General features: G+C 48.1%; 19 protein-coding genes and 1 riboswitch. Of the genes, 9 read left to right on the top strand and 10 right to left on the bottom strand.

Translation table 11 applies throughout. The features are described from left to right. Positions 1–92: 92 nt before the first annotated feature. From HCN83_RS13295 to HCN83_RS13285, 3 genes are all read right to left on the bottom strand, one after another. Complete coding sequence (locus HCN83_RS13295; RefSeq protein WP_168008140.1) at positions 93–947, bottom strand: transglutaminase family protein; 855 nt, start codon at positions 945–947, stop codon at positions 93–95. Positions 948–1,371: 424 nt separating this feature from the next. Next, positions 1,372–1,641, bottom strand: a complete 270-nt coding sequence (rpsN, locus tag HCN83_RS13290) for a 30S ribosomal protein S14 (RefSeq protein WP_168008138.1) — start codon at positions 1,639–1,641, stop codon at positions 1,372–1,374. 189 nt (positions 1,642–1,830) lie between these two features. Next, on the bottom strand, positions 1,831–3,144 hold the full coding sequence (locus HCN83_RS13285) for a C40 family peptidase (RefSeq protein WP_168008136.1): 1,314 nt from the start codon (positions 3,142–3,144) through the stop codon (positions 1,831–1,833). A 184-nt stretch (positions 3,145–3,328) separates the two neighbouring features. On the opposite strand from HCN83_RS13285, the gene HCN83_RS13280 reads away from it, so the two are divergent. Together HCN83_RS13280 and HCN83_RS13275 are read left to right on the top strand one after the other, a co-directional pair. Further along, the gene (locus HCN83_RS13280; protein ID WP_168008134.1) at positions 3,329–3,955 is read left to right on the top strand and encodes an FMN-dependent NADH-azoreductase; all 627 of its coding nucleotides are present in this window, start codon (positions 3,329–3,331) and stop codon (positions 3,953–3,955) included. Between the two features lie 295 nt (positions 3,956–4,250). Beyond that, positions 4,251–5,177 carry a helix-turn-helix domain-containing protein gene (locus tag HCN83_RS13275; RefSeq protein ID WP_168008132.1) on the top strand — a complete coding sequence of 309 codons (927 nt, stop codon included), beginning with the start codon at positions 4,251–4,253 and terminating at the stop codon, positions 5,175–5,177. Here HCN83_RS13275 and HCN83_RS13270 read toward each other — a convergent pair. From HCN83_RS13270 to HCN83_RS13260, 3 genes are all read right to left on the bottom strand, one after another. After that, positions 5,123–5,707 carry a DUF342 domain-containing protein gene (locus tag HCN83_RS13270; RefSeq protein WP_168008130.1) on the bottom strand — a complete coding sequence of 195 codons (585 nt, stop codon included), beginning with the start codon at positions 5,705–5,707 and terminating at the stop codon, positions 5,123–5,125. The two genes, HCN83_RS13275 and HCN83_RS13270, sit on opposite strands and share 55 nt — an antisense overlap. Before the next feature lie 164 nt (positions 5,708–5,871). Continuing rightward, positions 5,872–7,191, bottom strand: coding sequence for a FapA family protein (locus tag HCN83_RS13265; RefSeq protein ID WP_168008128.1), 1,320 nt, complete (start codon positions 7,189–7,191; stop codon positions 5,872–5,874). Positions 7,192–7,222: 31 nt separating this feature from the next. Further along, positions 7,223–7,305: riboswitch (cyclic di-GMP riboswitch) on the bottom strand. Positions 7,306–7,918: 613 nt separating this feature from the next. Next, complete coding sequence (locus tag HCN83_RS13260; protein WP_168008126.1) at positions 7,919–8,695, bottom strand: hypothetical protein; 777 nt, start codon at positions 8,693–8,695, stop codon at positions 7,919–7,921. A 137-nt stretch (positions 8,696–8,832) separates the two neighbouring features. On the opposite strand from HCN83_RS13260, the gene HCN83_RS18635 reads away from it, so the two are divergent. After that, the gene (locus tag HCN83_RS18635) at positions 8,833–10,125 is read left to right on the top strand and encodes a protoglobin domain-containing protein (RefSeq protein WP_168008124.1); all 1,293 of its coding nucleotides are present in this window, start codon (positions 8,833–8,835) and stop codon (positions 10,123–10,125) included. A gap of 289 nt (positions 10,126–10,414) precedes the next feature. On the opposite strand, the gene HCN83_RS13250 is transcribed toward HCN83_RS18635, so the two are convergent. Further along, positions 10,415–10,870, bottom strand: a complete 456-nt coding sequence (locus HCN83_RS13250) for a DUF1499 domain-containing protein (protein WP_168008122.1) — start codon at positions 10,868–10,870, stop codon at positions 10,415–10,417. Between the two features lie 176 nt (positions 10,871–11,046). Here HCN83_RS13250 and HCN83_RS13245 point away from each other — a divergent pair, with 176 nt between their 5' ends. After that, positions 11,047–11,499, top strand: a complete 453-nt coding sequence (locus HCN83_RS13245) for a GNAT family N-acetyltransferase (RefSeq protein ID WP_168008120.1) — start codon at positions 11,047–11,049, stop codon at positions 11,497–11,499. A 68-nt stretch (positions 11,500–11,567) separates the two neighbouring features. Continuing rightward, positions 11,568–14,003, top strand: coding sequence for a sensor domain-containing protein (locus HCN83_RS13240; RefSeq protein ID WP_168008118.1), 2,436 nt, complete (start codon positions 11,568–11,570; stop codon positions 14,001–14,003). Between the two features lie 188 nt (positions 14,004–14,191). Here the strand turns inward: HCN83_RS13240 and HCN83_RS13235 are convergent, their stop codons facing one another. Then, the gene (locus tag HCN83_RS13235; RefSeq protein ID WP_168008107.1) at positions 14,192–15,859 is read right to left on the bottom strand and encodes a glycoside hydrolase family 13 protein; all 1,668 of its coding nucleotides are present in this window, start codon (positions 15,857–15,859) and stop codon (positions 14,192–14,194) included. Positions 15,860–16,138: 279 nt separating this feature from the next. Between HCN83_RS13235 and HCN83_RS13230 the strand changes: the two genes are divergently transcribed. From HCN83_RS13230 to HCN83_RS13220, 3 genes are all read left to right on the top strand, one after another. Further along, positions 16,139–17,131: a DoxX family membrane protein gene (locus tag HCN83_RS13230; RefSeq protein WP_168008105.1), complete on the top strand. Its 993-nt coding sequence runs from the start codon at positions 16,139–16,141 to the stop codon at positions 17,129–17,131. Between the two features lie 70 nt (positions 17,132–17,201). Next, entirely contained in the window at positions 17,202–18,917 is a 1,716-nt protein-coding gene (locus tag HCN83_RS13225; protein ID WP_168008103.1) for an ABC transporter ATP-binding protein, read from the top strand. Beyond that, positions 18,910–20,739 (top strand): ABC transporter ATP-binding protein, encoded by a 1,830-nt coding sequence (locus HCN83_RS13220; protein ID WP_168008101.1) that lies wholly within the window; start codon positions 18,910–18,912, stop codon positions 20,737–20,739. The genes HCN83_RS13225 and HCN83_RS13220 overlap by 8 nt, the downstream gene beginning before the upstream one ends. Positions 20,740–20,878: 139 nt before the next feature. On the opposite strand, the gene HCN83_RS13215 is transcribed toward HCN83_RS13220, so the two are convergent. Next, positions 20,879–22,360, bottom strand: coding sequence for an MDR family MFS transporter (locus HCN83_RS13215; RefSeq protein WP_168008099.1), 1,482 nt, complete (start codon positions 22,358–22,360; stop codon positions 20,879–20,881). Positions 22,361–22,510: 150 nt separating this feature from the next. Between HCN83_RS13215 and ade the strand changes: the two genes are divergently transcribed. Further along, positions 22,511–24,235: an adenine deaminase gene (ade, locus tag HCN83_RS13210; RefSeq protein WP_168008097.1), complete on the top strand. Its 1,725-nt coding sequence runs from the start codon at positions 22,511–22,513 to the stop codon at positions 24,233–24,235. Between the two features lie 188 nt (positions 24,236–24,423). On the opposite strand, the gene HCN83_RS18245 is transcribed toward ade, so the two are convergent. Then, a partial coding sequence (locus tag HCN83_RS18245) for a hypothetical protein (protein ID WP_205774657.1) occupies positions 24,424–24,716 on the bottom strand: 293 nt, incomplete at its 5' end.

Here is a 24,716-nt window from a genome sequence, read left to right as displayed (position 1 = left end):
AACGAGTCGGCGAGCAAAAAAACAAAGAGCCGGTGCTTTCCCGCTGAGGGGAGCATCGGCTCTTCTATATGGTGATTCACGTTTGCGGCAGATCAGTAATCTTCAAGCAGCGTGCAGCTGACGTTGACTTCCATCGTCTGGCCTCCGCCGCGGTAAACGCCTTCGAATGGACTCAGGTCAGCATAGTCTCTGCCAGTGCTGATAATGACGTGGTTTTCAAGCGCTTCGACGTTATTTGTCGGATCAAGTCCGCACCAACCTACGCCGGGAATCATGACTTCTACCCAGGCGTGGCTGGCAGCATCCCCGATCATGGCAGATTCTTCTCCTATATACAAATAGCCGCTGACGTATCGAGCCGGAATTCCGCTGCTGCGGAGCAGCCCGAGCATCACGTGCGTATAATCCTGACAGACACCGCTTCGCTGCAAAAGCGAGTCGGACGCAGTTGTAGAAACATCCGTCGTTTCTGTATTGTAGTCGAAGTTCCCATTTATAAAATTCATCACGCTGACAGCATATTCAGCCGGGTTTTCGACGGGCCCCAGCAGCTGCTTCATTTCCTCGACCTGATTATCGTTTAAAAACGTATAAGGAGTCGATTTCAAAAAGGCGAGATAATGTTTTTTAAATAAGGGTGAATGAAAAATTTCCTGCATTTCTTTTTTGTAAGGCACCGACTGGATAAACGGTGTTTTTTGAATGCTGACTTCGGAAGTTGTCGTCACATGAAGTTCCCGATGCTTTTCGGGAATAAAAAATGTCTCCACGTTGTTACCCCATATATCAACGCTCTCACGTGTCATCGATGCAGGCTCGATTTCAAGCTGGTAGGAAAGCAGCCGTTGACATTCATCTGTACGTGGTTTCAAGCGCATATAGTTCAGGCTCTGATCAACATCAGTCTCGTAAAAAAATTTGTTCTCGTGCACAATCCGGTAGCGCATACTCCCACACCTCATTTTCCATTGTATTACAGCTACTCTACCCCTTTTTCGAGTATCGTAAGCTGAATCAGAAAAATGATTTCATTTCGAGGGCGGCAAAAGCGAAAGGTTCTGGATGAGTGTACATGAATACGGGCTCTGTCGGTTGTTGACAGATCTTTTACTGACAGCAAAAAACGAACCGATGCTGGTTCGTTTTTTGCCAGAGTATTGATAAAGTCATTTTAGGTGAATTACATTGCATCTTCCTGTATCTGCGGACATTCGCTTTCCGGAGGGAACGGGCACGGCTTTCCCTCTTGCTGTCGGAAGCAATGGATCTTCGCCTCGTTCTGATCCTCCCGGGGTCGAGGCCGTCCGATGTCAGCAGCTGGCAGTGTGTTTCAAGTGCCTTGTTATGAATGCACGATCTGTTCCATACGGATTACCAGCTGGCTTTTTTCACTCCGGGAATCTGGCCTTTGTGCGCGAGTTCGCGGAAGGCAATACGAGACAACCGGAATTTCCGCAGCACGCCGTGTGGGCGGCCGGTCAGTTCACAGCGGCGTGTTAACCGGATCGGATTTGAATCACGGGGCAGCTTCGCAAGAGCAGCATAGTCTCCTTTTTCCTTCAGCTCTCTCCGGAGTTCAGCATAGCGCTCAACCATTTCGATTCTCTTTTTTTCTTTAGCGATTTTCGACTTTTTAGCCATCTATACGGACACACCTTTCGTTTAAATAGTAATGATTACGTTTTGTATATTATCGTAATTATTACGATTTGTAAAGGGGGCTGGGTTGTTGCTCATTTAGCAGACGGAGCCTAAAGTAACTGCAGAAACAAAAAGCACTGAAAAAGGAATGATCCTTTTTCAGTGCTTGTCCGAATAAACATTTAGCTGTTACTGCATCCGCCTTGCGCCTTCAAATCGGTCAGCAAAGAAATCGCTGTATTCAAGGTGGCGGATCGTTACTCCGGATGATTCACTGGCTATAAAGAATAAGTCGTGTCCAATATAAATGCCGGGAAGCAGGGAGTTGCTGCCTTCGAAGAACACAACATCCTCAGGCTCAAGGGAATCTCTGCCGATGTCAGTGCCTGTTTCCCACATGGAGGCAGCCCGGTCGGGAAGCGTCAGATCTTTTGCTTCATCGAACACGTAGCTCACGAATCCACTCGTATTAAATCCGTCTTCAGGGTTGCTCCCGCCTGTTTCAAATGGAACATTTAAATAATCAGCGGCGGTGCGCAGAAGATCGCTTTCAACAGCCATCTCATCGAATCGCCTCGTTTCCGTATAAGCGTCTTCCCAGTAATCATTCAGCCGGCTGATCTGTGTTTTATTTTCGGTTCTGCTTGCGTGAATCATAAAGCCGTCACCTAAATAAATTCCAGCGTGCGTCACTTCTCCTTCTTCACGGATGCTGTCTTCCACATCGACATCCGAGAAATAAAGCACATCGCCGGGCCGCGTCTCTTCCGGCTGAATCTCCTCGCCGGTTTCCACCTGATCGATCGTTACACGGGGAAGATACACGTCCCCGGCTTCACGGTATACTTCCTGAACAAAAAAGGAACAATCAAATGCCTCCAGCGTACTGCCTCCAAATTCGTATGGTGTATCGAGATACTGCATCGATTCCCGGACTGCAGGATGCTCGTGATCGGTATAGGCAGATGGATGCAGTGCCTCTTTCTCCTCGTCAGTCAGGCGACGGACTTCTGTAAAATGATCCCCCCAGAACCCTTCTGTTACATCTACCTCAACTGCACCATCACTTGTCGAAACAGTGATGGCCTGCCGGTCCCCGATATACATACCAGTCATCAGCGTGTCTGCTTCGAAAAATACGAGATCTCCGCGCTGTGCCTCCTCAAGCGGCACTGTTTCGCCGAGATCCTGCTGATGAGCTGCCAGACGGGGCATACGGATACCGGTTTCCTCTTCAAACGCATATTGAATAAGACCGGAGCTGTTAAAGCCGTTCTCCGGATCTGTACCGTCTGATTCGAACGGTGTGCCAATCAGCTCTTCTGCAGCAGCAGCGACCCGGTCCAGATCGGGATCGAGCTCCCCAAATGATCGCTCGTTGTCCTCATTGTTTTCGTTCTGCGGTGTTTCTGCAGGCTCTGAAAAAAGTACGTAAAAAAATACGCCTGCTGCGGCAATACCGCTGATCAGTAATATAAGACTCTGTTTCTGCCGCTTATCCATAATCTCCCCCTCTGCTAAATCTCTGTTTATATTCCCGGATGCTGTCTCTATTGTAGGTCTTATCAACCAATTTGAAAAGCATAAGGAGCTAAGCTTGATTTTATGAACGAAAATAATTAAACTGAATTTTTGTTAGCACTTATACAAAAGTGACAATTTTCATGAATGCAGGAGGAAGATACAGATGGCTGACGTGTTATTTATTAAAGCAAACTCCCGTCCGGACGATCAGGCGGTTAGTCTGCAAATGTACAATACCTTTAAGGAGAAGTACATGAGTGAAAATCCTGGAGATCAGATTCAGGAGCTTGATCTTTTTGAAGAGAATCTACCGTATTATGATGCGGATAAAATTCACGGTATGTTTAAGACAGCGAAAGGCCTTGAGCTGACAGCTGAGGAACAGGAAGCAGCAGAGCTCGTTAAAGGATATCTGGACCAGTTTTTGAAGGCAGAAAAAATTGTAATTGCATTTCCGCTCTGGAATTTTTCCGTTCCTGCAGTTCTGCACACGTACTTCGACTATCTTTGCCAGGCAGGCACGACGTTCCAGTATACAGAGAATGGCCCGCAGGGGCTCCTGTCAGATAAGCGGGTAGTGCTTCTGAACGCCAGAGGAGGCGTCTATTCAGAAGGAGCGGCAGCTTCTATGGAAATGGCTGTAACGTACGTGGAGACAATCATGACGTTCTTTGGTATTGAAGACCGTACAAGCGTCGTCATTGAAGGACACAATCAGTTTCCCGATAAGGCAGGAGAAATCATCGAAGCCGGATTGGAAAAAACGAAAGAAGCAGCATCCAGTTTTTAAGATAGCTGTATAGAAAAAAGCTGTCCGGAGGGGTCTCCGGGCAGCTTTTTATTATCCGTGCTTATAGGGAAGTCCTTTACCGAGAGGTTCAAATACGTCAGCAGCCTCTGGTCCGACAATGAAAAACAACGCGGCGGCGGTCATCATGAACATCAACAATTTCATAAAGAGCCCTCCCATACTGGTTGAATTGATCTGATTATAGCCGATTTTCAACATTGATCAAGTTGGCTTCTAAGCGTTTTACAGTCGAAAAACAACTCCATATGGTTTCTTACCAGTGAAAAACGGTAAAATGTATTCATATACGAATATTTACTGGGAGATGGTGGCAGTGAATGAGATGGGGATCGGGAAGAAACTAAAAGAGCTGCGGACGTTTTTCGGGGTTTCGCAGCAGGAGCTTTGCAGCGGTCTCTGTACACAGGGCTATATCAGTAAACTGGAGCAGGGACTCGTGCATCCATCTGCTGATTTAACAGCGGAGCTTGCTGAGAGACTGGGAGTCGATATTCAATATTTATTTGATGCCTCTGCAGATATTTCGAAGGTGAATTATTTGTATACGGTCATGGAATCGATCGCTGCCAGCATGGACAGGACAGATTACAAAGCCGTTCTCGCGACAGTAGAAGCAGAAGAAAATCATCCGGAATTTCAAAAAGGAACGCTGCGGCAGTATCTGCTTTGGCGTAAAGGAATTTGTCTGTACCATATCCGAGATGATGTATCAGAAGCTGTGCGCTGTCTGGATGAGGCTGCTGCCCTGACCCCGGCTACACGGAAAAATCCAACCGTTCAGGATCTGGATATCATGCTGAGCAAAGCGATCATTTTCAGTATGGCTGACAGACAGGTACAGGCAGAAAACGTCTATCGGCGGCTGCTTCATGCTGCAAGACGCCATCCGTATTTGCCAAAAAGCTCTCTTCTCGTCCGCCTCTATTATAATTACAGTAAAAATCAGTTTGAACAGGATAAATGGAAAGAATCCCTTGAGCTTGCAGGAAGGGGAATACAGCTTTGTCATCAAACAGAATCTATGTATATGCTCGGGGAGCTTTATTTTCAATATGGCCAAAGCGGCCGGGAATCAGACCGCTTTGGTAAAGAGGAAACAAAGGAATATTATGAAAAAGCGAAATTTTTGTTTCAGCTGAGAGGTAATCATTTTTTTGCGGATGTCGTTTCTGAGGAGCTGGCCGAGCTGCTGGAGGAGTAAAATAACTGCATTCGTCCGTCGTCATCCAGAGAAGCGCGGATATCTGTCATTTCCGAGTCAATCAGCTTGCGCGCTCTGCCGATCGTCAGCACGACATCGGGATGGCAGTGCTCAATCTCTATCGTTCCCGATTCGGCGGTTTCTAACAGCGTCCTTGCTCCGCCGGGAGATCCTGCTTCTTTGACCGAAATGCCCCGTTCCGACTTCAAAGTACCGCCAATGGCCCGTTGATGCACCGTGATAAAGCCGTCTGCTTCGAGATAGGAATGCATCACGCCTTTGCCGAGAACGTCAATTTCACCTGCTGAAATAAGATTGCTGTGTGCGGCGTACCGGATGGCAATGCGGGACCGGCTGACCGCAGGGCTTTCCAGCAGGTCATGAAGCTGAAATGCTTTCTGCTGCAAATCTTGAAAAATCCGGTCATCAATTGTCTGTGCACGATGAAAGGTAAGCAGAGCAGATTGGAGGTCTTCGCCAAAATCAAGCCACTGTTGTTCAAATAAACCGGAATAAAGCAGGTGATTCACAAGCTGCTCAGTATCGTTACGCAGGCGAGGATACTTTTTTTCCTGTAAAGCCCGGATAAGAGGACCCCGGCCGCGCTGCTTTTCGTAGGACGCCTGAAAAGCAGGTGAATCGATTACTTGATGAAATACACGCAGAAATGCAGGGTAGGAACGAAGAAAGACTTTCAGCAGTTTATCGTCTTCTTATGAGCCGCTCTGCTCGTTCCCGCCGTCAGCGTTGAGTGGAGCACACTGCCGTTGACGGTTACAGAGCCTGCAGCTTGTAAAAATGATTGGTCGCTGTGAGCATGAACCCATATATCCCCGACTGCCTCCACTTTCATCCCGTTTTCAACCGATCCAATGATTTCAACATCTCCTGTAAAGCGGATGTTGCCGTCTCCGAGCTGAAGGTTACCGTCATGAACGAGCTTAGGGAGGATGGATAAGCGAACGATCTGTCCTTGCTGTTTGAGAAAAGGGCGCCCTGATATGGAAGCCGTGATTGTCTTCGTTTCTTCATCAAGTTCGACTCCTGTACCGGCATGGACGGCTATCGGACGGCCGGTTTTTGCCTGCAGGACTTCACCGAACAGGCTGCATCCGTCTTCTCCGGCTGTCGGTTCCACAATCGATCCTAAGACGAGGCCTTCTTCGACCGAGGGGATGCGTATCGAATCCCTGAAATCGATCGTACCGTCCGGCTTTTCGCGGTATATTTTCTGTTCTGTCTGCAAATTAATCGTAAAATCGATCTTGCCGTCTTTGCCGTGCATAGGAAGTTTTCCGGCTGCTATTTCAACTGTTTTTTCCGCAGTGGCTGTGCAAGCTTCACGAATGGCGTCCGTTTTTATCCCGTACGTAATTTCCATACGTTCCAGCTGATCCAGCACATCTTCCTCAGTCAGCTGATTTAACGGTGTTTCTTCTTTCGAAATACTTACGTAAACCTGTTCGGCAGGCGGATGATCGGCAATAGCCGCCGTGAAGAAGGCACCTGGCTTTACGTTGAGCGTTACGATTTGCAATTTTTTATCGACGGAGACCGACCAGGCGGTTTCTCTCGGAGGAACTTGAATCGAAAATTCCAGCGAGTCTCCACTGATCAATGATGTCTGTTTACCAGTCTGTTTGCCATTTTTGCAGGCGGTGACTTCATCCGGCAAATGGAGCACAGGCCGTTTTGACTCGTTCCCTTCAAAATAGAGAACGCCGTCTTTCAGCCAGGCTGTTCCTTCGAGGTGTCTTGACAGGTTCTCATCACGGTTGGCAGCGTCAGCTGGTTCTTCCAGGTATGAATCGAGTGCGTCAAGCCAGTTTTCTGAAGGCTGTGGCTGTGTCGTGACACGAATTTTTGCCTTTGCTTTTTTAAACCCAAAAAACGTGCTTTCTCCACGATCGAGGATATCGATTTCGAGTTCGGCGGATGAGCGTTTTAACGTGTGCTCCGCTTCCTCAATCGCTTTTTCAACTGTTTCCGCTTCAAAATCATGTACATTACGCATCATATCCCGCCTTCCATCGTGAAGGTTCATGTGCGGCAGCCCGGCTGTCTTAGGTTTCCCCTTAGATCCGCGGCTTTGCGTCCCTGTCTTTCGGCAGGTTTGCCTCTAGCTTATATAATTTAAGTGTACTACGTCTGACGGTACATTCAAGATATATTTTCAAAATAATTCATCTTTTTACGTCGAATATGCCTGCATCTTTCGTCTGCTCAGGCGTATGGAAGGAGATAATCTCCATCTGAAGACGGACTGATAATTCCGCCTGCCGCCTGCTTTTTTAGCCTGTAAGGATCGTTACAATGAAAGCAGAAGGAGGCGGTAAATGATGAAACAGTATAAAAAATCGCTGTTGGAAAAGCTGAGGTATATCCCGGATGCGCGCCGCTCAACGTATAGAAGAGAAAAGCTGCTGAAGATGTATGACGGGATCAGAAGAGGGTTATAGTATCGAAGCGCTGAGATGAAGAAGGAAATGTTTTTGCCATTCCGCTTATGGAAGATTCGATTGGGTACAGCAGGTGTGTGCCATTCATCCTCATGCGCTTAAACTTAATGGTAACTACCGTAATCGGAGGGTCTCGACTCCGGAAAGCGAGTGCCCGCAGATAAAGACAGGTGCAGCATTATTCACTTAAAACGACTTAATAAACACACTGAAAACCGGTCCTCTTCTTCAGAGGACCGGTTTTAGCAGTATAAGCGTAGAGTGGGTCAGAGGGCATCTAAATTAAGGATAACGTAGCTCTTTTTCCTCATCCTGAAACGACCGCTTCATGCGGGAGCGTAATTTATCAGCATTTTGCTGAATCATCTTTTCACGGCGATCGTGTTTGACTACCTGCATTTTTTTCGCTTCGTCCCGCATCACGGATTCATTTTGGACGAGCTGCTGATAAAAAACCTGGTTAGCACGCTTCAGCTTTTCCCAGAGATCCAGTCGGTTCATAATCGCAATCCACTCACGCAGCGTTTTGGTTTCCCTGCTCAGCGAATCAACCATGTCGAACTGCAAAACTTCAAGCTCGGCCGCCGTTTGGACGGCTTTTTCTATATCATCCGGCTCAATTGGCCTGCCGCTGTCTTCCAGTTCAGCGAGCACCTGTTGAAATTCATCATACACCTGCTTGTATTTAAGCTGGACTTTCAAAAGGTGATTGATAAGGCGATAGCCCGGCTGCAGGTCAGGCTGATCTGTCTCTTCCATAACAGCAAGCGGTTTTCGGAAAAGGTCGAGCTGAATGCCGGCTCGCATTCTGGCCTCTTCCTTAATAAAACCGGCGGCGTGATAAAAGGGATATAGCTGTTTATGAGCGGCAGCTGCGTCGAGCGTATTTTCTTCATGGCGGGAAAATACGGCATAGCCGACAGGCTGTTTGGATCGTAAATACTCTATGTAATAATAATCGGTTTCCGCTACCCGGACCGGATATGGATAAAGGTGAACTTTTTCAAACGTTTGCTTATATCTGCGGGCTTTCCGCTTTAACAGCCAATTTGTAAGCATCAGCATTCCCTCCTCAGTCTGCACTTGATATTTTAGCATACATGCTCTTCAGAATCTGGGAGAGTGTGCCGATATCAAGAAAAGGATCACCGTTCGTATGATAGAGGCGATGGTATAGATAAAGGGGATGAAAAAAGATGAAGTGGTTTCAGCGTTCAGATAAGCAAACAAGTACAGCTGTCCTGTCAAAGGGACGCATTAATGTATCGGATCCTGACATTAAACGTCAGATGGAAATGACAGGGTTTACCGGAGAAATGCTCGGTGTTTTGTCAGCCTTCAGGCCTTCCGTGGAAGAGCGGATCGGGGAACTTGTTGATTTCTTTTACGCGAATCTGGAAATCAAGCCGCACTTAATGGAAATCATCGAAACGAACAGTTCGGTGGAGAAACTGAAGCAGACGCTTAGGAAGCACATTTCAGAAATGTTCACCGATACGATTGATGATGGGTTTGTTGAAAAGCGAATTCGGATCGCGAAGGTGCACGTAAGGATCGGGCTGGAGCCGAAATGGTACTTGAGTGCCTATCAGGCTCTGCAAGTGAAGCTGTTTTCGCTCGTTTATGAAGTGTATGAGCCCGGCGAAGCAGAAACCGTGATTAAAGCAGTTTCCTCGATTGTGAGCTTTGAACAGCAGCTTGTGCTTGAAGCATTTGAAGATGAACTTCAGGCTGTCCGCAGACAGGAAGAGGAATTGCGCCAGCAGCTTGACGTTTACATTACCGGTAAATCAGAGGAGCTCGGTGCAATTTCCCAGCAGACAAACGCCTCCATGGAGGAAATGAAGCTGCAGGCTGAAGGCATTACAAGCAATTCGCGCACGGGAACGGTGATTTCCAGTGCGTCTAAGGAGTCAGCTCTGGAAGGAAGCACCCGTTTAAAAGAGCTGCAGCGGATCATGCAGGAAACAACCGGAAGCATTGAGCAGATTGACACAAAGATGCAGGAGCTCGCTTCTTTTTCCAAGGAAATTCAAAATATTGTCGGTATCGTACAGGGAATCGCAGATGAAACGAATCTGCTTGCGCTGAATGCGGCGATAGAAGCGGCGAGAGCAGGAGAACACGGCCGCGGATTTGCGATTGTCGCTGATGAAGTCCGGAAGTTGTCTGAACAAACGAAGGAATCAGTTGGAAAAGTCCGGGGATTGACGAATCAGACCGATAAAGGTGTGCAGGAAAACGCTGCCTTGTCAAAAGAGATCGCAGAACGAATGGCACAAGGCAATCAATCGGCAGAAGCTGTCGCAGAAACATTCGCTGTTATTCTTAGAAAGATGGAAGAGGCAGTGAGTAAAAATACCGAAATTGAAAGCGAGCTGACTGCGTTTATGGACGTGATCGGAGAAGTAAACAAAGCATCCGGACAGGTGGCAATTACAGCTGAAGAACTGCTGGATCATTCACGCGACCTGAAAAACGGGCAGTAGCAGTATTCATTATGTAAATAAATGGAAAAATCAGAGGGGGACGAGTAGCTGTCATAAACAGTTATCTTCTCGGTCAGCTGCTTCAGAAAGTATATCTCAGAAGAAATAGTATTACTATGTTCATGTGACTCGATAGTGTTTAAGCACAGAGAGTGGCTCTTCAAAAGAAGAGCCATTTTTTTTGTTCAAATGAGCGATGGACGGAACGTAATAAGGGAGGATCGGCTTAAGAACGCCTTTAGAAGCTTTTTACCAGAATGGGCCTCTCAAGGCTGCGATCGGACCGAAGCTATTGTTTAGCTTCATAAGCTTTGCGTATCGATTCGATTCGTTTACGGTTTACGTCCATATCTGAGTAGCCGACGCGAGCTGCAGATCGTACATCGATTTTATTCTCCTCTTCATTGACGTAAAACTCAACATCATCTTTGAATTTAAACACGTTTGAAGAATAGACGGCATGCATGTAGCGCTCGTCCTGTGCCACGATTTCCGCTTGTTCATCGGCCTGGACAATCGCTCTTAAGTCCTCCAGGCTGATCGTTCCGTTTTGCAGAGAAAAAGGCTCAATGTAGCCGCGATGCTCCGATTCCACTTGGGAAGAGACGGCATTTGGGGTGGATGGCAGCGAAGCAAGCATACCATTATCTACACCCAGATGCTCCGGCGTCCGATTGTTTTTGATCAGCATAAACACTGCTGCTGCAATGATTCCTGCAATCACTACAATAATGATAGTTCTCATGATAAAACTCCCTTCCTGTGCTTCAATTGTCCATACAAATGTAAGTTAATAGTGAGACGATACAGAAATATTCTTATTCCTGTCCGTTCTCACAGCATGGATATCTCTTTTCGTTTCCCCGTTTTATTTCTTTCTAGACATGTTCAGGTAAAATAGAAGCGAGGGAGGAATGCAGAATGCAGTGGCAATTAACGTCGTTTCAAGAATTCTCAGCGGATCAGTTGTACCGAATTCTTCAACTCAGGACAGAAGTGTTCGTCGTTGAGCAGGCATGTGCGTATCTGGAGGTGGACGGAAAAGATAAAGAAGCGCTCCATCTGACAGGTATAGCAAATGGCCAGATCGAAGCTTACGCCAGACTGCTGCCTCCAGGAACTGCTTATGAAGAGGCCAGTATCGGCAGGGTCATTGTCCGGAAAGAATACAGAGGAACTGGTCTTGGCAGGGAGCTGCTTACAAAAAGTCTGGAAGGAGTCTATCAGCATTTTAACGTGGACCGTATTAAAATTCAGGCCCAGGAGTACGCCCTGCCATTTTATAAAAAAGCAGGCTTTGTATCCATCACAGAGCCGTATGACGACGATGGCATTTTGCACGTCGATATGGTTCATCATAAAAAGGAAAAATAAAAGTAGGAATGAACCAGGTCTTATTGTATAATGATAACATTAAATAGTTTGAAAGGAGGATTTTTATCTTGGGTATATCGGACTATAAAAGCGCATTAGAGCTTTTTTCTGCTCCAGCTGTATTTTTAAAAAGAACAGGGAATGCAGAAAGAGGTTTTTTGCTGGAGGCAGCGAACACACCGTTCACCAGCCTGATTTCAGAAAATGCGGACGTTCAATTGTCCGAGCTGGAGCGTTTTATGGACTCCACCAATAAAGAACTTTTCCATCAGATGTGCAGCTACGTCTGGTCTTCTCAAACTTCTTCCTCCTTCAAGCTGATGGTAAAAGGCCGGTTTTTTATGGTTTACATTTCGATGGTGCAGGCTGGTTTGTCTTTACTATTTACCGACATAACAAGCGTTCAGTCTCGTCTGGATACATTGGAAACATATGTAGCAAACAGTCCGGCGCTGATGTGCCGCATGGACGAATCCGGAATGATTCTGGAAGTGAACGCAGAATGGGAAGTGCTTATCGGTGTTTCCTCAGGAATGCTGGTTGGCCGCTCTATGCTCGATCTTGTGCTGGAGGAGGACAGGGAGCCGTCAAAAAAAGCATTTATGAGAGCGTTCCGAGGTGAAACGATACGGCATTTTTTGAATCGGATCGTGACAGCAGCCGGAACAATACACTATTTAGAATGGCACCTCTCGATTTCAGGCAGGATGGTGTTAGCTTCAGCGGTAGATGCGACAGACCGGGAGCTGCATCATCGTGAAGCGGTTAAGCGAGGAAAGCTTCTGGAAAACCTGACGGAAGAAGTGCCCGGCGGACTTTACCAACTGAAGCGTGATGAGAACGGAACAATCAGCTTTCCTTACTATTCCAAGGGGTTTCTCGATATTTTTCAAGTAGGCGAGACAGAGTTGAAGCAGGATGAGTCAGTTGTTTTTTCAAAAGTAGTGGGGGAAGATCAGGATAAAGCATTACAATCAATGCTGGAATCTGCCGAAACGATGTCGCGCTGGGTGCTGGAATTTCGTATAAAAGATGAGGATGACAACGTGCGCTGGATCCGCGGAAGATCTCAGCCTGCGGCTTATCGTTACGGTGCGGTAATCTGGTATGGGCATGTTTACGATATTACGGAAGAGAAAAACAGAGAGCTTGCGTTAAAGGAGTCAGAAGAAAAAATGCGGCTGCTTACTACACAAGTGCCGGGCATGCTTTATCAGTTTGACGTAAGCCGGGATGGTGATTTTTCGTTCAGCGCTGCTTCAGAGGGTGTGAACAGTCTGACCGGATTTACGCAGGAGCAGGTATGTCGTGATGCAGCCTGTTTGCTTCAAAATATAGAAGCTCCTGACCTTGAAAGAGTTGAAAGAAGTATTAATGCGGCGGTGAAGGATCAAAGCCTCTGGTCCTTGGAATACTGGTACCACCATCCTGAAAAAGGGAGGAGGAGGCTGCGGGGCAATGCACAGCCCCGGAAGCTGTCCGGCGGGACCGTGCGCTTTTACGGATACATTTATGATATTACGGAAGCGATACAAAAAGAGGAAAAGCTGGAGGAACGTGAGCGGCTGATTACGCAGATTTCTGATCGGATTCCGGGTATTATCTATCAAATGACAGGCACAGGTCCGGATGACCTTCGGTTTACAATGGCTGCAGGTCAGATGGAGACTCTGCTTGGTATGAATTTCAATGAGAAAGAGCTGCAGCAGTACCCTATCATGGACTTGGTATATAAACAAGACAGGGAGGATCTGCAGAAAGTCATTGACGCCTCTGTTGAGCATCTGACCCTGTTTGACTGCACGTTTCGTATTCATGTCGGGGAAGCAAAGCTGAAGTGGGTACGCGCCACTTCAACACCAGAGAGACTGCAAGATGGACGCATCCTCTGGAGCGGCTATTTAAACGATGTTACGAAGGCTAAACACAGCGAATTCGCTCTTTTGGAGAGTGAATCGCGCTTTAAGAAACTGGCGGCAGAAATGCAGGATATGGCCTACCACGATCCGCTCACCGGTCTTCCGAACAGACGCATGCTGTTTCAACAGCTGGAATTGGAGATGGAGCGTTCAGACATGACGGGAAGCAGCATCGGACTGTTGTTCATTGACCTTGACGATTTTAAAGCGATTAACGATACGTATGGCCACGATGCCGGAGATCTGCTTTTAAAAGAGATCGCCATGAGACTTCAGAATTCTGTGCGGCAGTCGGATCTTGCAGCCAGAATGGCAGGTGACGAATTTCTTATCCTGTTCACTGGTTTAACCGCAGAACATGATTTAAGATCCGCGGTGGAAAATGTCATGGATGCTATAGGTGCCCCGTTTCATGTACATGATCAAATGATGACCTGCTCGGCATCAGTTGGAGCGGCGAGTTACCCGGAACACGGAAGAACCGCGGATGAACTCATCAGCTGTGCCGATAAAGCCATGTATCAGCAGAAGCGTGCAGAGAAGAACGGATTTCTCGTTTATGAAAAAGGTATGGAATTTTTATAAGAGTAAAGAGATAAAAGGCCATTTCCTTTTAAGCGGGAAACAGCCCTTGACTTTGGTTGCGAATTGAACAATATGTCTTGTATTGAAGGCGATTGTCACCGCTCTGCATGCCCCGAAACGGATAGTCCATGTGTACAAAGAGCCGCCCTGATAAACAGGAGCGGCTCTTTTTTTGAAAGGCTTTTTTATTACAACAGGTAAACGCGGGATTCATAAGGACGGAGCTCAAGCGCTGCTGCTTCCTCATGATCTGGTATTTCTTCGTAGTTGTGCAGCACGAGGTTTCCGGAAGAAAGCGAGATGCCGGTATCGTCTTCATACCAGGCAGCTGTTTTCCCGGTGAGGTTTGACATCACCAGCGCTTTGCGGCCGTCCAGCTCGCGGATATAGGCATACACTTGCTCACATTCAGGCATCATCAGCTCATAGCTGCCGTATACGAACAGCTCATGCCGCTTTCTCAAGTGGATCAGAGAGCGATAGAAGTTGAGAATGGAAGCCGGGTCCTGCTTTTGAGCTTCCACGTTGATGCGCTTATGGTTGCTGTTCACTTTCAGCCACGGTGAGCCGGTCGTAAAGCCTGCATTGTCAGCATCAGACCACTGCATCGGCGTTCTGCTGTTGTCGCGGGAGGTTTTTGCCAAAATAGCAAGCGCCTCGCCGGTTTTCCCTTCACCCGCTTTTTCAAGGAACAGGTTTTTTGCGGCGACATCATCGTAATCATCGATGGAGTCAAAGTAAATGTTTGTCATCCCGATTTCCTGTCCTTGATAAATGTAAGGCGTGCCGCGCATAAGGAAATACATGGCGGCAAGCGAGGTCGCACTCTCGCGCCAGTAATCAGTGTCGTTGCCCCAAGTGGACACAACCCGGGCTTTGTCATGGTTTTCAATGAAAAGCGCATTCCAGCCGCTGTCCGACAGACCGGTTTGCCAGTTCGATAATACTTTCTTCAAGTTGATGACATCAAGGCCTTCTTCCGCATCTTCATCCCACAGATCAAGGTGTTCGAATTGAAACACCATGTCCATTTTGCCTTCGTCTCCAACCCAAAGATGTGCTTCATCAATGCTGACTCCGTTTGCCTCTCCGACAGTCATAGCGTGTGAATAATTTGAATAAGTCTCGCGTCGGAATTCTTCCAGGAACTCGTGAATACCGTCCTGATTCATATGCATATCAAAGGATGAGACGACAGGCAGCTCTTCCGGATTCGGCATGTCCGGGAAACCAGGCCGTTTCTTAATGTGGCTGATTGCATCGATTCGGAATCCGTCAACGCCTTTATCTAGCCACCAGTTCACCATGCTGTATAACGCTTCACGGACTTCTTTATTTTCCCAGTTCAAGTCCGGCTGGCGTTTACTGAATACGTGAAGAAAATACTGGTCGGTCTTCGCTTCATATTCCCAGGCAGAGCCTCCGAAAATGCTTTCCCAGTTGTTAGGCGGGCCGTCTTCCACGCCGTCGCGCCAGATGTACCAGTCCCGTTTAGGGTTATCCTTAGAAGAGCGGGATTCAATAAACCACGGGTGTTCGTCGCTCGTGTGATTTAAGACGAGGTCGATAATTAAACGCATACCGCGTTCATGACATGCTTGTAAAAGTGCATCAAAATCGTCCATCGTGCCGAAATCCTCTAGGATGTCCTGATAGTCTGAAATGTCGTAACCGTTGTCATCGAGAGGGGATTTATACATTGGGCAAATCCAGATAAAATCAATGCCTAACTCTTTTAAATAATCCAGGCGGCTGATCATGCCGCGAAGATCGCCGAAACCATCGCCGTTGCTGTCCTGAAAACTGCGCGGATATACTTGATAGCCGACAGCTTCTTTCCACCATACTTTTGTCATGTTTAGTTCACCTCATCTATTTATCAGGAGTTGCACGGATTTGTGCAACCGGTTTTACAACGTAATAAAAGAAAAAGCGCTCACAAGCACTTTCTCCATTATGATACCGAATTCATGGCAAAAACACAATCGGTTCTGCACAATTGAACGCTTTTGTATGGCAGATTTAATGATGATGAATAGCGCTGCGCAAATCGAATGAGGTGCAGATGGAAGTGTTTGGATAGCGGGCAGGAAAGGGTAAATCATTCTATCTGCATAATGACTGGAGGAACTCGCATGACAAAGCGGATATTAGCTGCAGCGGCCATCGTACTTTTACTTCCGGCATCCGCAGCTGCACACGTTAAGTGGTTTACGGAAGAAGAGGCGGAACGAGCTCCGATCGAAGCGATTATGAGTCCCGCGTTTATGATCACGGCGCTACTGACTGCTGTTCTGCTTAGTCTGCTGCCCGGGCTGCTGGATAAAATGAAAACGAAACAGCCGTTCGTAAAGCTTGATAAGCGGATTGCTTCTCTCAGGCATTATACGTTTACGCTGCTGCAATACGGGACCGCGGCTGCCTTTGTCATCCAGTTTTTGCAAGGCGGGCTTTTTGCGCCGGAACTGCTGGAGCTGCAGGGGCTTCTGGCGGTCGTGACAGCTGTCATGGTGGTTCTCTTGCTGAGTCCTCTCAGAATAACAGTCCGCATTGCATCAGGTATTCTTATTGCGCTCTATCTGTTTTCAGTGATGGAGTTTGGCTGGCTGCACATGTTGGACTACGTGTTTTATTTGGGAATAGCATTTGTACTGTTGCTGTATAAAACGAGGCTGCAAGCTTGGAACTATCCGGTCCTCTATTTAACGACCGGACTTTCTCTGTGCTGGGTGGCAGCTGAAAAATGGGTGTACCCGGATATGGCTGAGAATGTCATTGTAAACCACGGGGTACCGACATTTGGGTTTAGTCCTGATCTGTTTGCGATGCTCACAGGCTACGTCGAATTTGCTGTCGGGTATCTTTTAATTGTAGGGATGCTGAACCGCGTCCTCGCTGTCGTGCTGACCGGTATTTTTATTGGCACAGCTTTCTTATTCGGATGGCTTGAACTGGTCGGTCATTTTCCGATTCATATTATCCTCTTCACATTTATAATAGAAGGAAGCGCATTTTACAGGCCACCAGTCGCCTATCATCAGAAAACGTGGCAGAAAATGGTCTATGTATCCGTGCATTTCTTATTCGCTCTCGCCTTAATTCTGCTGCTCTACTACCGTTTTGCGTAAACTGCTTCGGGTACAAAAATAAATGTGGTAAGCTTAAGTAGACAGAATCGTCAGAAAGGCGCGAACAGCTATGAAACTCATATGGAATTATTTAAGACGTTACCGACTGATGGTAGCTGCTGCCCTCGCACTCACGATGGTTGAATTAACCGTGGAGCTGCTTCAGCCGCTATTGATAGCCCGGATTATTGATGATGGCATTATGACAAATGATTTGAATACCGTGGTGTTCTGGGGCAGCATCATGCTGCTTTTTTCCATAATTGCGTTTGCGGCAGGGATTATTAACTCGTTTTATGCTGCACATGCCAGTCAGTACACAGGGTACGATCTGCGTACGGATTTATTTAGACGTATTCAGACATTTTCTATGAAGAATTTTCAGCAGTTTCCGACCTCTTCGCTGCTGACAAGAATCACGAACGATGTTAATCAGCTTCAGAATACGATTTTTATGAGCCTTAGAATTATGCTTCGGGCTCCTCTGCTTGTAGCAGGCTCAGTCATCATGGCGCTCATTGTGAACTGGCAGCTGGCGCTCGTACTTTTAGTCGCTGTGCCGGTGCTGCTCGTTATTCTGCTTTCAATCATGAAGCTGGCGGGTCGGTTGTTTAAAAAGGTTCAGGCTGGAGTTGACGGAGTTAACAGCGTCGTGCAGGAGAATTTAAAAGCCGTGCGGCTCATCAAATCATACTCACGGCTGACGCACGAGTCAGACCGATTTCATGATGCATCAGAAACGCTTCAGGGACGTACCGTAAAAACGCTGCGGATCGTCGAAGCCACAATGCCGATTATTTTACTCATTATGAACGTGTCGATTATGGTCGTACTCTGGTTTGGAACGCAAGGAGTAAATACCGGAGCAGTTTCGGTCGGGGAAACAGTGGCTGTTATTAACTACATCACACGTATGACTGGTGCGCTCTCCATTTTTTCAATGAGTATTATTATCTTTTCCCGTGCGAAAGCATCTGCTGAACGGATCGGAGACGTGCTTGCTGTAGAAGAAGAAATGGAGGACGGCTCGCGAGCTGTCGGTGAACCAGCAGGTGAAATTGACATGGATAACGTTTCTTTTCAATACCCTGATGAAACGAGAAAAGCACTGCAGGGTCTGCGGGTTCATCTGAAAGCGGGCGAGCGTACAGCTCTCTTAGGTGCAACCGGATCCGGGAAAACGACGCTGCTGCAGCTGATTTTACGGTTGTATGACCCTACACAGGGGCGCGTACTTTTGGACGGAAAGCCTCTGACATCACTCAAGTGGAAGGAACTGCGGAGGTGGGTTGGCTACGTGCCGCAGGAAGCGGTTCTGTTCAGCGGAACAATAGCTGAAAATCTTCGCTGGGGAAAGCAGGATGCGACGGACGCTGAAATGGAGCAGGTCCTCCGTGATGCACAGATTTTCGATTCCGTGAGCGAACTGCCGGACGGGCTGCATACTCGGATCGGACAGCGCGGCGTTAATTTGTCGGGAGGTCAAAAGCAGCGTATATCGATTGCGCGTGCTTTAATCCGGAATCCGCGCATTCTGCTCCTCGATGACAGCACAAGTGCGCTCGATGTAAATACTGAAATGAGGCTCCTCAAGGCGCTTGATACCTATTCATGCACAACGCTGATGATCACGCAGAAACTAAGCACTGCCATGGAAGCAGATAAGGTCATCCTGCTTGATAATGGAACGGTGGAAGCGGTTGGGTCACACGACGAACTGCTGAAGCATTCCGAATTGTACAGGCAGATATATGAAACGCAGGCAGGAGGTGCTTTACATGGCTGAGAAGCATCCGCTGATTGAACCGTTCCAGCATAAAAAACTGATTCCGGAAACAGAACCGGACATGAAAAAGCGTGCAGCAGACTGGAAGGGGACATTAAAGCGTGTCTGGGGATATTTAGCTGTTCACCGGGCGAAGCTGATTCTCGTTACCTTGATGATCGCGTTGTCTTCGGCAATGGCGCTGACAGGCCCCCTGCTTGTAGGCTTATCAATCGATACATTTTTAGTGGATGGAGACCTCAGCTGGATCGGCTACATGCTAATCGCGCTGGCAGTGGTGTACATTGTGCATTCTGTCAGTGTATTCCTGCAGCACTTTTGGATGGTAGCTGTCGCTCAGAAGGCAGTTTACACAATCCGGACGGACCTGTTTGATCATCTGCAGCGGCTGCCGGTTCCATTTTTCGACCGCCGTCAGCAGGGAGATTTAATGAGCCGGCTGACAAATGATATAGATAACATCAGCAATACGCTGAACAGTTCTGTCATTCAAATCATTCAAAGTGTGCTGACACTCGGTGGTATCCTGATTGTGATGCTTTACTTAAGTCCGCTGTTAACCGTTTTAACTCTGACGATTGTGCCAATGATGGTGATCGGAATGAAGTGGATCACGAAGCGGACAGGGCCGTTGTTTAAAGAGCAGCAAAAGAGGCTTGGTGATGTGAACGGATACGTACAGGAAACGATGTCCGGCCAGCAGATTGTCAAAGCTTTCTCCAGGGAGGAGGAGGTCATCGACTCCTTCACTGAAAAAAACGAACGGCTCCGTCATGCCGGATTCTGGGCACAGACGATTTCAGGCTTTATTCCAAAGCTGATGAACATGCTGAATAACCTCAGCTTTGCCGTTATCGCCGGGGCCGGGGGACTGCTGGCGCTGAATGGGATGGTAACGATTGGTGTGATAGTCATTTTTGCAGAATACGCCCGCCAATTTACAAGGCCGCTGAACGATCTTGCCAACCAGTTTAACGTTCTGTTATCCGCGGTAGCAGGAGCGGAGCGCGTGTTTCAGATCATGGATGAAACAGACGAATTTGAACAAGAAGCGGAGCGTGAAAACCTAACGTTGACAGAAGGGAACGTCTCGTTTGAGCAGGTTTCTTTCGGCTACGGCAGTGAACGGACCGTTGAACAGATTTCGTTTTCGGCAAAGCGGGGAGAAACAGTCGCATTTGTTGGCCCGACCGGAGCAGGTAAAACAACCATTATCAGTCTTCTGGCCCGCTTTTATGAGCCGGATGAAGGACGGATCACGATCGATGGTCAAAATATTCTCCAAGTGCGAAAAGCGTCGCTGCGCAGACAGATGGCGTTCGTGCTGCAGGATACGTTCTTATTTTCCGGTACCATTTTGGAAAATATTCGCTACGGGAAGCTTCATGCCACGGATGAAGACGTTTATCAGGCCTCGGCGGATGCGAATGCGCATTCCTTTATTAACCAGCTTCCTGACGGCTATCAGACGGTGATTGATTCAGAAGGAGGCGGCATCAGCCAGGGGCAGAAGCAGCTTTTATCGATCGCGAGAGCCTTGCTTGCAGATCCGGCTGTCCTTGTCCTTGACGAAGCGACGAGCAGCATTGATACGGTGACTGAAGTGAAAATCCAGCAGGCTCTCAAACGGCTTATGAAAGGCCGCACCAGCCTCGTCATTGCCCATCGCCTGAATACAATCCGTGAAGCAGACCAAATCGTCGTTCTTCAAGAAGGCAGGATTATGGAGACCGGCAGCCACGAAGACTTGCTTGAACAAGGCGGCTACTATGCGGGGATGGTCCGCTCCCAGTTTCAGCAGGGCAGTACGGCTGCAGTGTAAGTTCTTTGACACGATTAAATACGCTCGTAAAAATCTCCGGATCGCTGTGATCCGGAGATTTTTACGTTGAGCATAAGCAGGTTGACGTAGTCGGTTCTAAACCCGAAAAGTGCTGTGTGAAGGTATACAAGCGAACGTTTTATTTTTTCTTAACCGTGTCCGGTCGAACTGGGGCTCCTGTTTCATCCCGGGTCGGTCCGAATTCTGCATCCCATTCTTCGTCAGACATCGGTTTTCTTGGACGAAGGAAAAAGATGAGAATGAGTCCCGAAAACGTAAGAGCCGTCAGAAAGCCCATCGCGACGTTCATGCCGATGATGTCCGGAGTCCGGTCTACTGTTCCGGTTTCCAGCTGCATTGCTGTCGTGGTCATAATTGTGACGAGCAGGGCTGTTCCGACAGAGGCAGCGATCTGCCGCATCGTGTTGTTCATAGCAGCACCGTGCGGAATCAGCTTGCGCGGAAGTTCATTCAGTCCGGCCGTAGTAATCGGCATCATCACCATCGAAAAGCCAAACATACGCACCGCAAACAAAAGTGCAATGAAGGTAATGGTTGCATAGGCATCGACAAACAAGAAAGCAGCAGTGGCACCGCTCATAATCGTTAACCCTGTAAAGGCGAGTGCTCTCGCTCCAATCCGGTCAAAAATATAACCTGTTAAAGGAGACATCAGTCCGGATATGAGCGCGCCAGGAAGCAGCGCGAGACCGGAGTCAAATGCGGTAAATCCACGCATTTCCTGCAGGTAAAGCGGAATGAGTGTTTCCATTCCGATCAGGCCGAGAAAGCCGATCATGCCGACGGCTGTGGCAATGGTAAATGTCCGCAGCTTAAACACGCGGAACTCCAGCATCGGGTGAACCATACGGAGCTGACGTGTAATAAAGGCATAAAGACAGATAACGCTGACAGCTAATGATAAGAGCGTGATGGGAGACAGCCAGCCGGCATTCCCGGCACTTGTGAATCCATAAAGCAGTCCGCCAAAGCCAAAGGAAGAGAGCATAATAGAAGCGGGATCGACCTTCGGATTTTTCAGTTCGGTCACATTATTCAGCAGCTTCCAAGCGAGTAAGATAAGAATCAGAATAAGCGGAAGAACGAGCCAGAACAAGTAACGCCATGCGAAGGTCTCGATCACCCAACCGGATAAAGCGGGACCGAGAGCTGGCGCAAACGAGATTGTCAGACCGACAAAGCCCATTACTGTGCCGCGTTTCTCAATTGGAAAAATAAGCAGAAAAACGGTCTGCATCAGCGGAAGCATAATGCCTGCTCCGGCAGATTGAATCACGCGGCCTGCGATCAGCATACCGAAGCTGTCAGCGAGACCGCCTACAATCGTTCCGGCTGTGAATGTGAGCATCGCCGTCATAAACAGCTGCCGTGTCGTGAATTTTTCGATTAAAAAAGCAGTAACAGGAATCATAATCCCGTTTACGAGCATGAAAACAGTCGTCAGCCACTGGGCGGTATTAGCCGTGACGTTCATTTCCTGCATGATGGGAGGAATCGCTGTTATCATAAGTGTTTGATTTAATATCGTTAAAAAAGAGCCTGTCAGCAGGATCGCTGCAATGAGCAGGCTTCGTCTGGATACGCCTCCTGATTCGGGCAACTGACATCCTCCTCGTATGTATTGGATAATCTATTGAAAAGTGTACCACTATTTCCATCATGCCGGGTACCGGAAGGAACTAGTAAGACGTAGACGTCTGACAACTCCTTCAGTATAATAGGAGAACAAAGCAGTGCGAGGAGTGAAGACATGGAACAAGCAACGAGAAAGAGAGTGATGAAGACGGCTGCTCACGAACAGAAAGCCGATTTTGTATTAAAGGGCGCGAGAATCGTCAACGTTTTTTCCGGGGAAATTGAAACCGGTGATATAGCCATTCAGGACGGCATTATTGCCGGAGTCGGTCAGTTCTCAGGCAAAGAAGAAATGGATGTCAACGGCCGCTACGTCGTTCCTGGATTGATAGACGGTCACGTTCACATCGAATCTTCTATGGTATCGCCGGCGAGATTCTCCGATGTAGTCGTACCAAAGGGTGTCACCACCGTTGTGACAGACCCGCATGAGATTGCCAACGTAAAAGGAGCAGCAGGCATCCGCTATATGCTGGATGACTCTGAGCACGTTCCGCTCGATGTCCGCTTTATGCTCCCTTCATGTGTGCCGGCTACGCCGTTTGAACATGCTGGAGCAGAATTGAACGCTGAGGACTTGCGCCCGCTATATGATCATCCGCGCGTGATCGGACTGGCAGAAGTGATGAACTACCCTGCTGTGGAACAGCAGGATGACGATATGATGCAAAAGCTCTCCGATGCAGAAGACCGGGGGCTGAATATAGATGGACATGGAGCAGGATTTTCTGCGCGCCAGGTAAACGTCTATGCAGCAGCCGGTATTACAACCGATCATGAGTGTACAACGGCTGAAGAGGCGCTCGAACGGGTGAAACACGGCATGTACGTGATCATCCGTGAAGGTTCAGCCGCAAAGGATCTGCGTCAGGTGCTGCCGGCTGTTACTTCAGGAAACGCCCGCAGGTTTCTGTTTTGTACTGACGATAAGCACCTGGATGAACTGATTGATGATGGAAGCATCGATGCCTCTGTAAGGATTGCAATTAAAGAAGGACTCGATCCTGTGACAGCGGTGCAGATGGCAACTCTGCATGCGGCAGAATGCTTTCAGCTTCATACAAAAGGAGCAGTTGCACCCGGTCGGGATGCAGACCTGCTGATCGTAGAGGATCTGGAAGACTTTCGTCCGACACACGTATTCTGCGATGGCAGATTAACGGCTGAACATGGAACATTGACAGAAGGACCATCTGTTCAAGTGACACCACCTGAATCGTTGACAACTTCAGTAAGGCTGAAGCCATTTAAGCTTGCGGACCTGAAGGTGAAAGCAGAGAAAGCAGAAGCGCTCTGCATTGAATACCGCCCCGATAGTATTGTGACGGGAAAAGGTGCTTACAGGCTGCCTTCAGAAGATGGATTCTTCCAACCGGATCCCGCTCAGGATATGATGAAGCTGGCCGTATTTGAGCGTCACCACGAAACAGGAAATATCGGGGTCGGGTTCATTAAAGGGCTGCAGTTTACGAAGGGCGCATTTGCGCTGACGACAGCTCACGATTCCCATAATATTGTCGCAGCCGGATACTCTGACGAAGAGATAGAACAGGCGGTTAACGCGGTGGAAGGCATGCAGGGAGGGCTGGCTCTTGTGATAGACGGCGAGATAGCAGCCACGATGCAGCTCGATATTGGCGGACTGATGTCGTCGGCAGATGCAGCATCAGCTGCCGCTGATTTGAAACGGGTAGAGCACTCATTTTCCAAAGCCGGCTTCAGCGGATCATTCAATCCGATTTCTGCACTTTCCTTCATGTGTCTTCCTGTTATTCCGTCTTTAAAGCTGACGGATATGGGCTACTTTGACAGCGAGCTCGGCGAACACCGCCCGGTCTAAATGGAAGAGCCGGATGAAAAGCAGACGATGAAGGCAAAAGCCGCTTGTATGAATAAATGAAAAAACAAAAACTGCCTCTTCTCGTTAGAAGAGGCAGTTTTCAGATTGTTGATAAAGTCATTTTCGGTGAATAACATTGCATCTGCCTGTATCTGCGGACACTCGCTTTCCGGAGGGAACGGGCTCAGCTAACCGCTTCCTCCTGCTGCCGGAAGCGCTGGATCTTCGCCTCGTTCTGATCCTCTCGGAGTCGAGGTCCTCCGATGTCGGCAGCTGTTAGTGCGTTTCAAGTGCATGGTTATGAATGCACGATCGGCTTCCATACGGATAGAACTTTCCCGATGAGACGTTTCAATGTTGAATAGGGGGTGTCCGTACTTCCTGGAAATCTTAATAGACGTAAAAAAGCAGTCACGTATATCTGTGTGCCGTTGTTCAGTCGTTTCCTTGATGTGTGCGGCGGAGACGCCTGTGGAATCCG

The organism is Alkalicoccus luteus (assembly GCF_012034335.1).
GTDB classification, from domain to species: domain Bacteria; phylum Bacillota; class Bacilli; order Bacillales; family Salisediminibacteriaceae; genus Alkalicoccus; species Alkalicoccus luteus_A.
This window is presented reverse-complemented; position numbering and strand designations above follow the sequence as displayed.

Excerpts from the sequence above, each read along its gene's own strand:
- HCN83_RS13235 (WP_168008107.1), bottom strand. The coding sequence starts at position 15,859 with ATGACAAAAGTATGGTGGAAAGAAGCTGTCGGCTATCAAGTATATCCG.
- HCN83_RS13295 (WP_168008140.1), bottom strand. The coding sequence starts at position 947 with ATGCGCTACCGGATTGTGCACGAGAACAAATTTTTTTACGAGACTGAT.
- HCN83_RS13275 (WP_168008132.1), top strand. The coding sequence starts at position 4,251 with ATGTATTCATATACGAATATTTACTGGGAGATGGTGGCAGTGAATGAG.
- HCN83_RS13260 (WP_168008126.1), bottom strand. The coding sequence starts at position 8,695 with ATGCTTACAAATTGGCTGTTAAAGCGGAAAGCCCGCAGATATAAGCAA.
- HCN83_RS13280 (WP_168008134.1), top strand. The coding sequence starts at position 3,329 with ATGGCTGACGTGTTATTTATTAAAGCAAACTCCCGTCCGGACGATCAG.
- HCN83_RS13265 (WP_168008128.1), bottom strand. The coding sequence starts at position 7,191 with ATGCGTAATGTACATGATTTTGAAGCGGAAACAGTTGAAAAAGCGATT.
- HCN83_RS18635 (WP_168008124.1), top strand. The coding sequence starts at position 8,833 with ATGAAGTGGTTTCAGCGTTCAGATAAGCAAACAAGTACAGCTGTCCTG.
- ade (WP_168008097.1), top strand. The coding sequence starts at position 22,511 with ATGGAACAAGCAACGAGAAAGAGAGTGATGAAGACGGCTGCTCACGAA.
- HCN83_RS13245 (WP_168008120.1), top strand. The coding sequence starts at position 11,047 with ATGCAGTGGCAATTAACGTCGTTTCAAGAATTCTCAGCGGATCAGTTG.
- HCN83_RS13250 (WP_168008122.1), bottom strand. The coding sequence starts at position 10,870 with ATGAGAACTATCATTATTGTAGTGATTGCAGGAATCATTGCAGCAGCA.
- HCN83_RS13230 (WP_168008105.1), top strand. The coding sequence starts at position 16,139 with ATGACAAAGCGGATATTAGCTGCAGCGGCCATCGTACTTTTACTTCCG.
- HCN83_RS13220 (WP_168008101.1), top strand. The coding sequence starts at position 18,910 with ATGGCTGAGAAGCATCCGCTGATTGAACCGTTCCAGCATAAAAAACTG.
- HCN83_RS13225 (WP_168008103.1), top strand. The coding sequence starts at position 17,202 with ATGAAACTCATATGGAATTATTTAAGACGTTACCGACTGATGGTAGCT.
- HCN83_RS13285 (WP_168008136.1), bottom strand. The coding sequence starts at position 3,144 with ATGGATAAGCGGCAGAAACAGAGTCTTATATTACTGATCAGCGGTATT.
- rpsN (WP_168008138.1), bottom strand. The coding sequence starts at position 1,641 with ATGGCTAAAAAGTCGAAAATCGCTAAAGAAAAAAAGAGAATCGAAATG.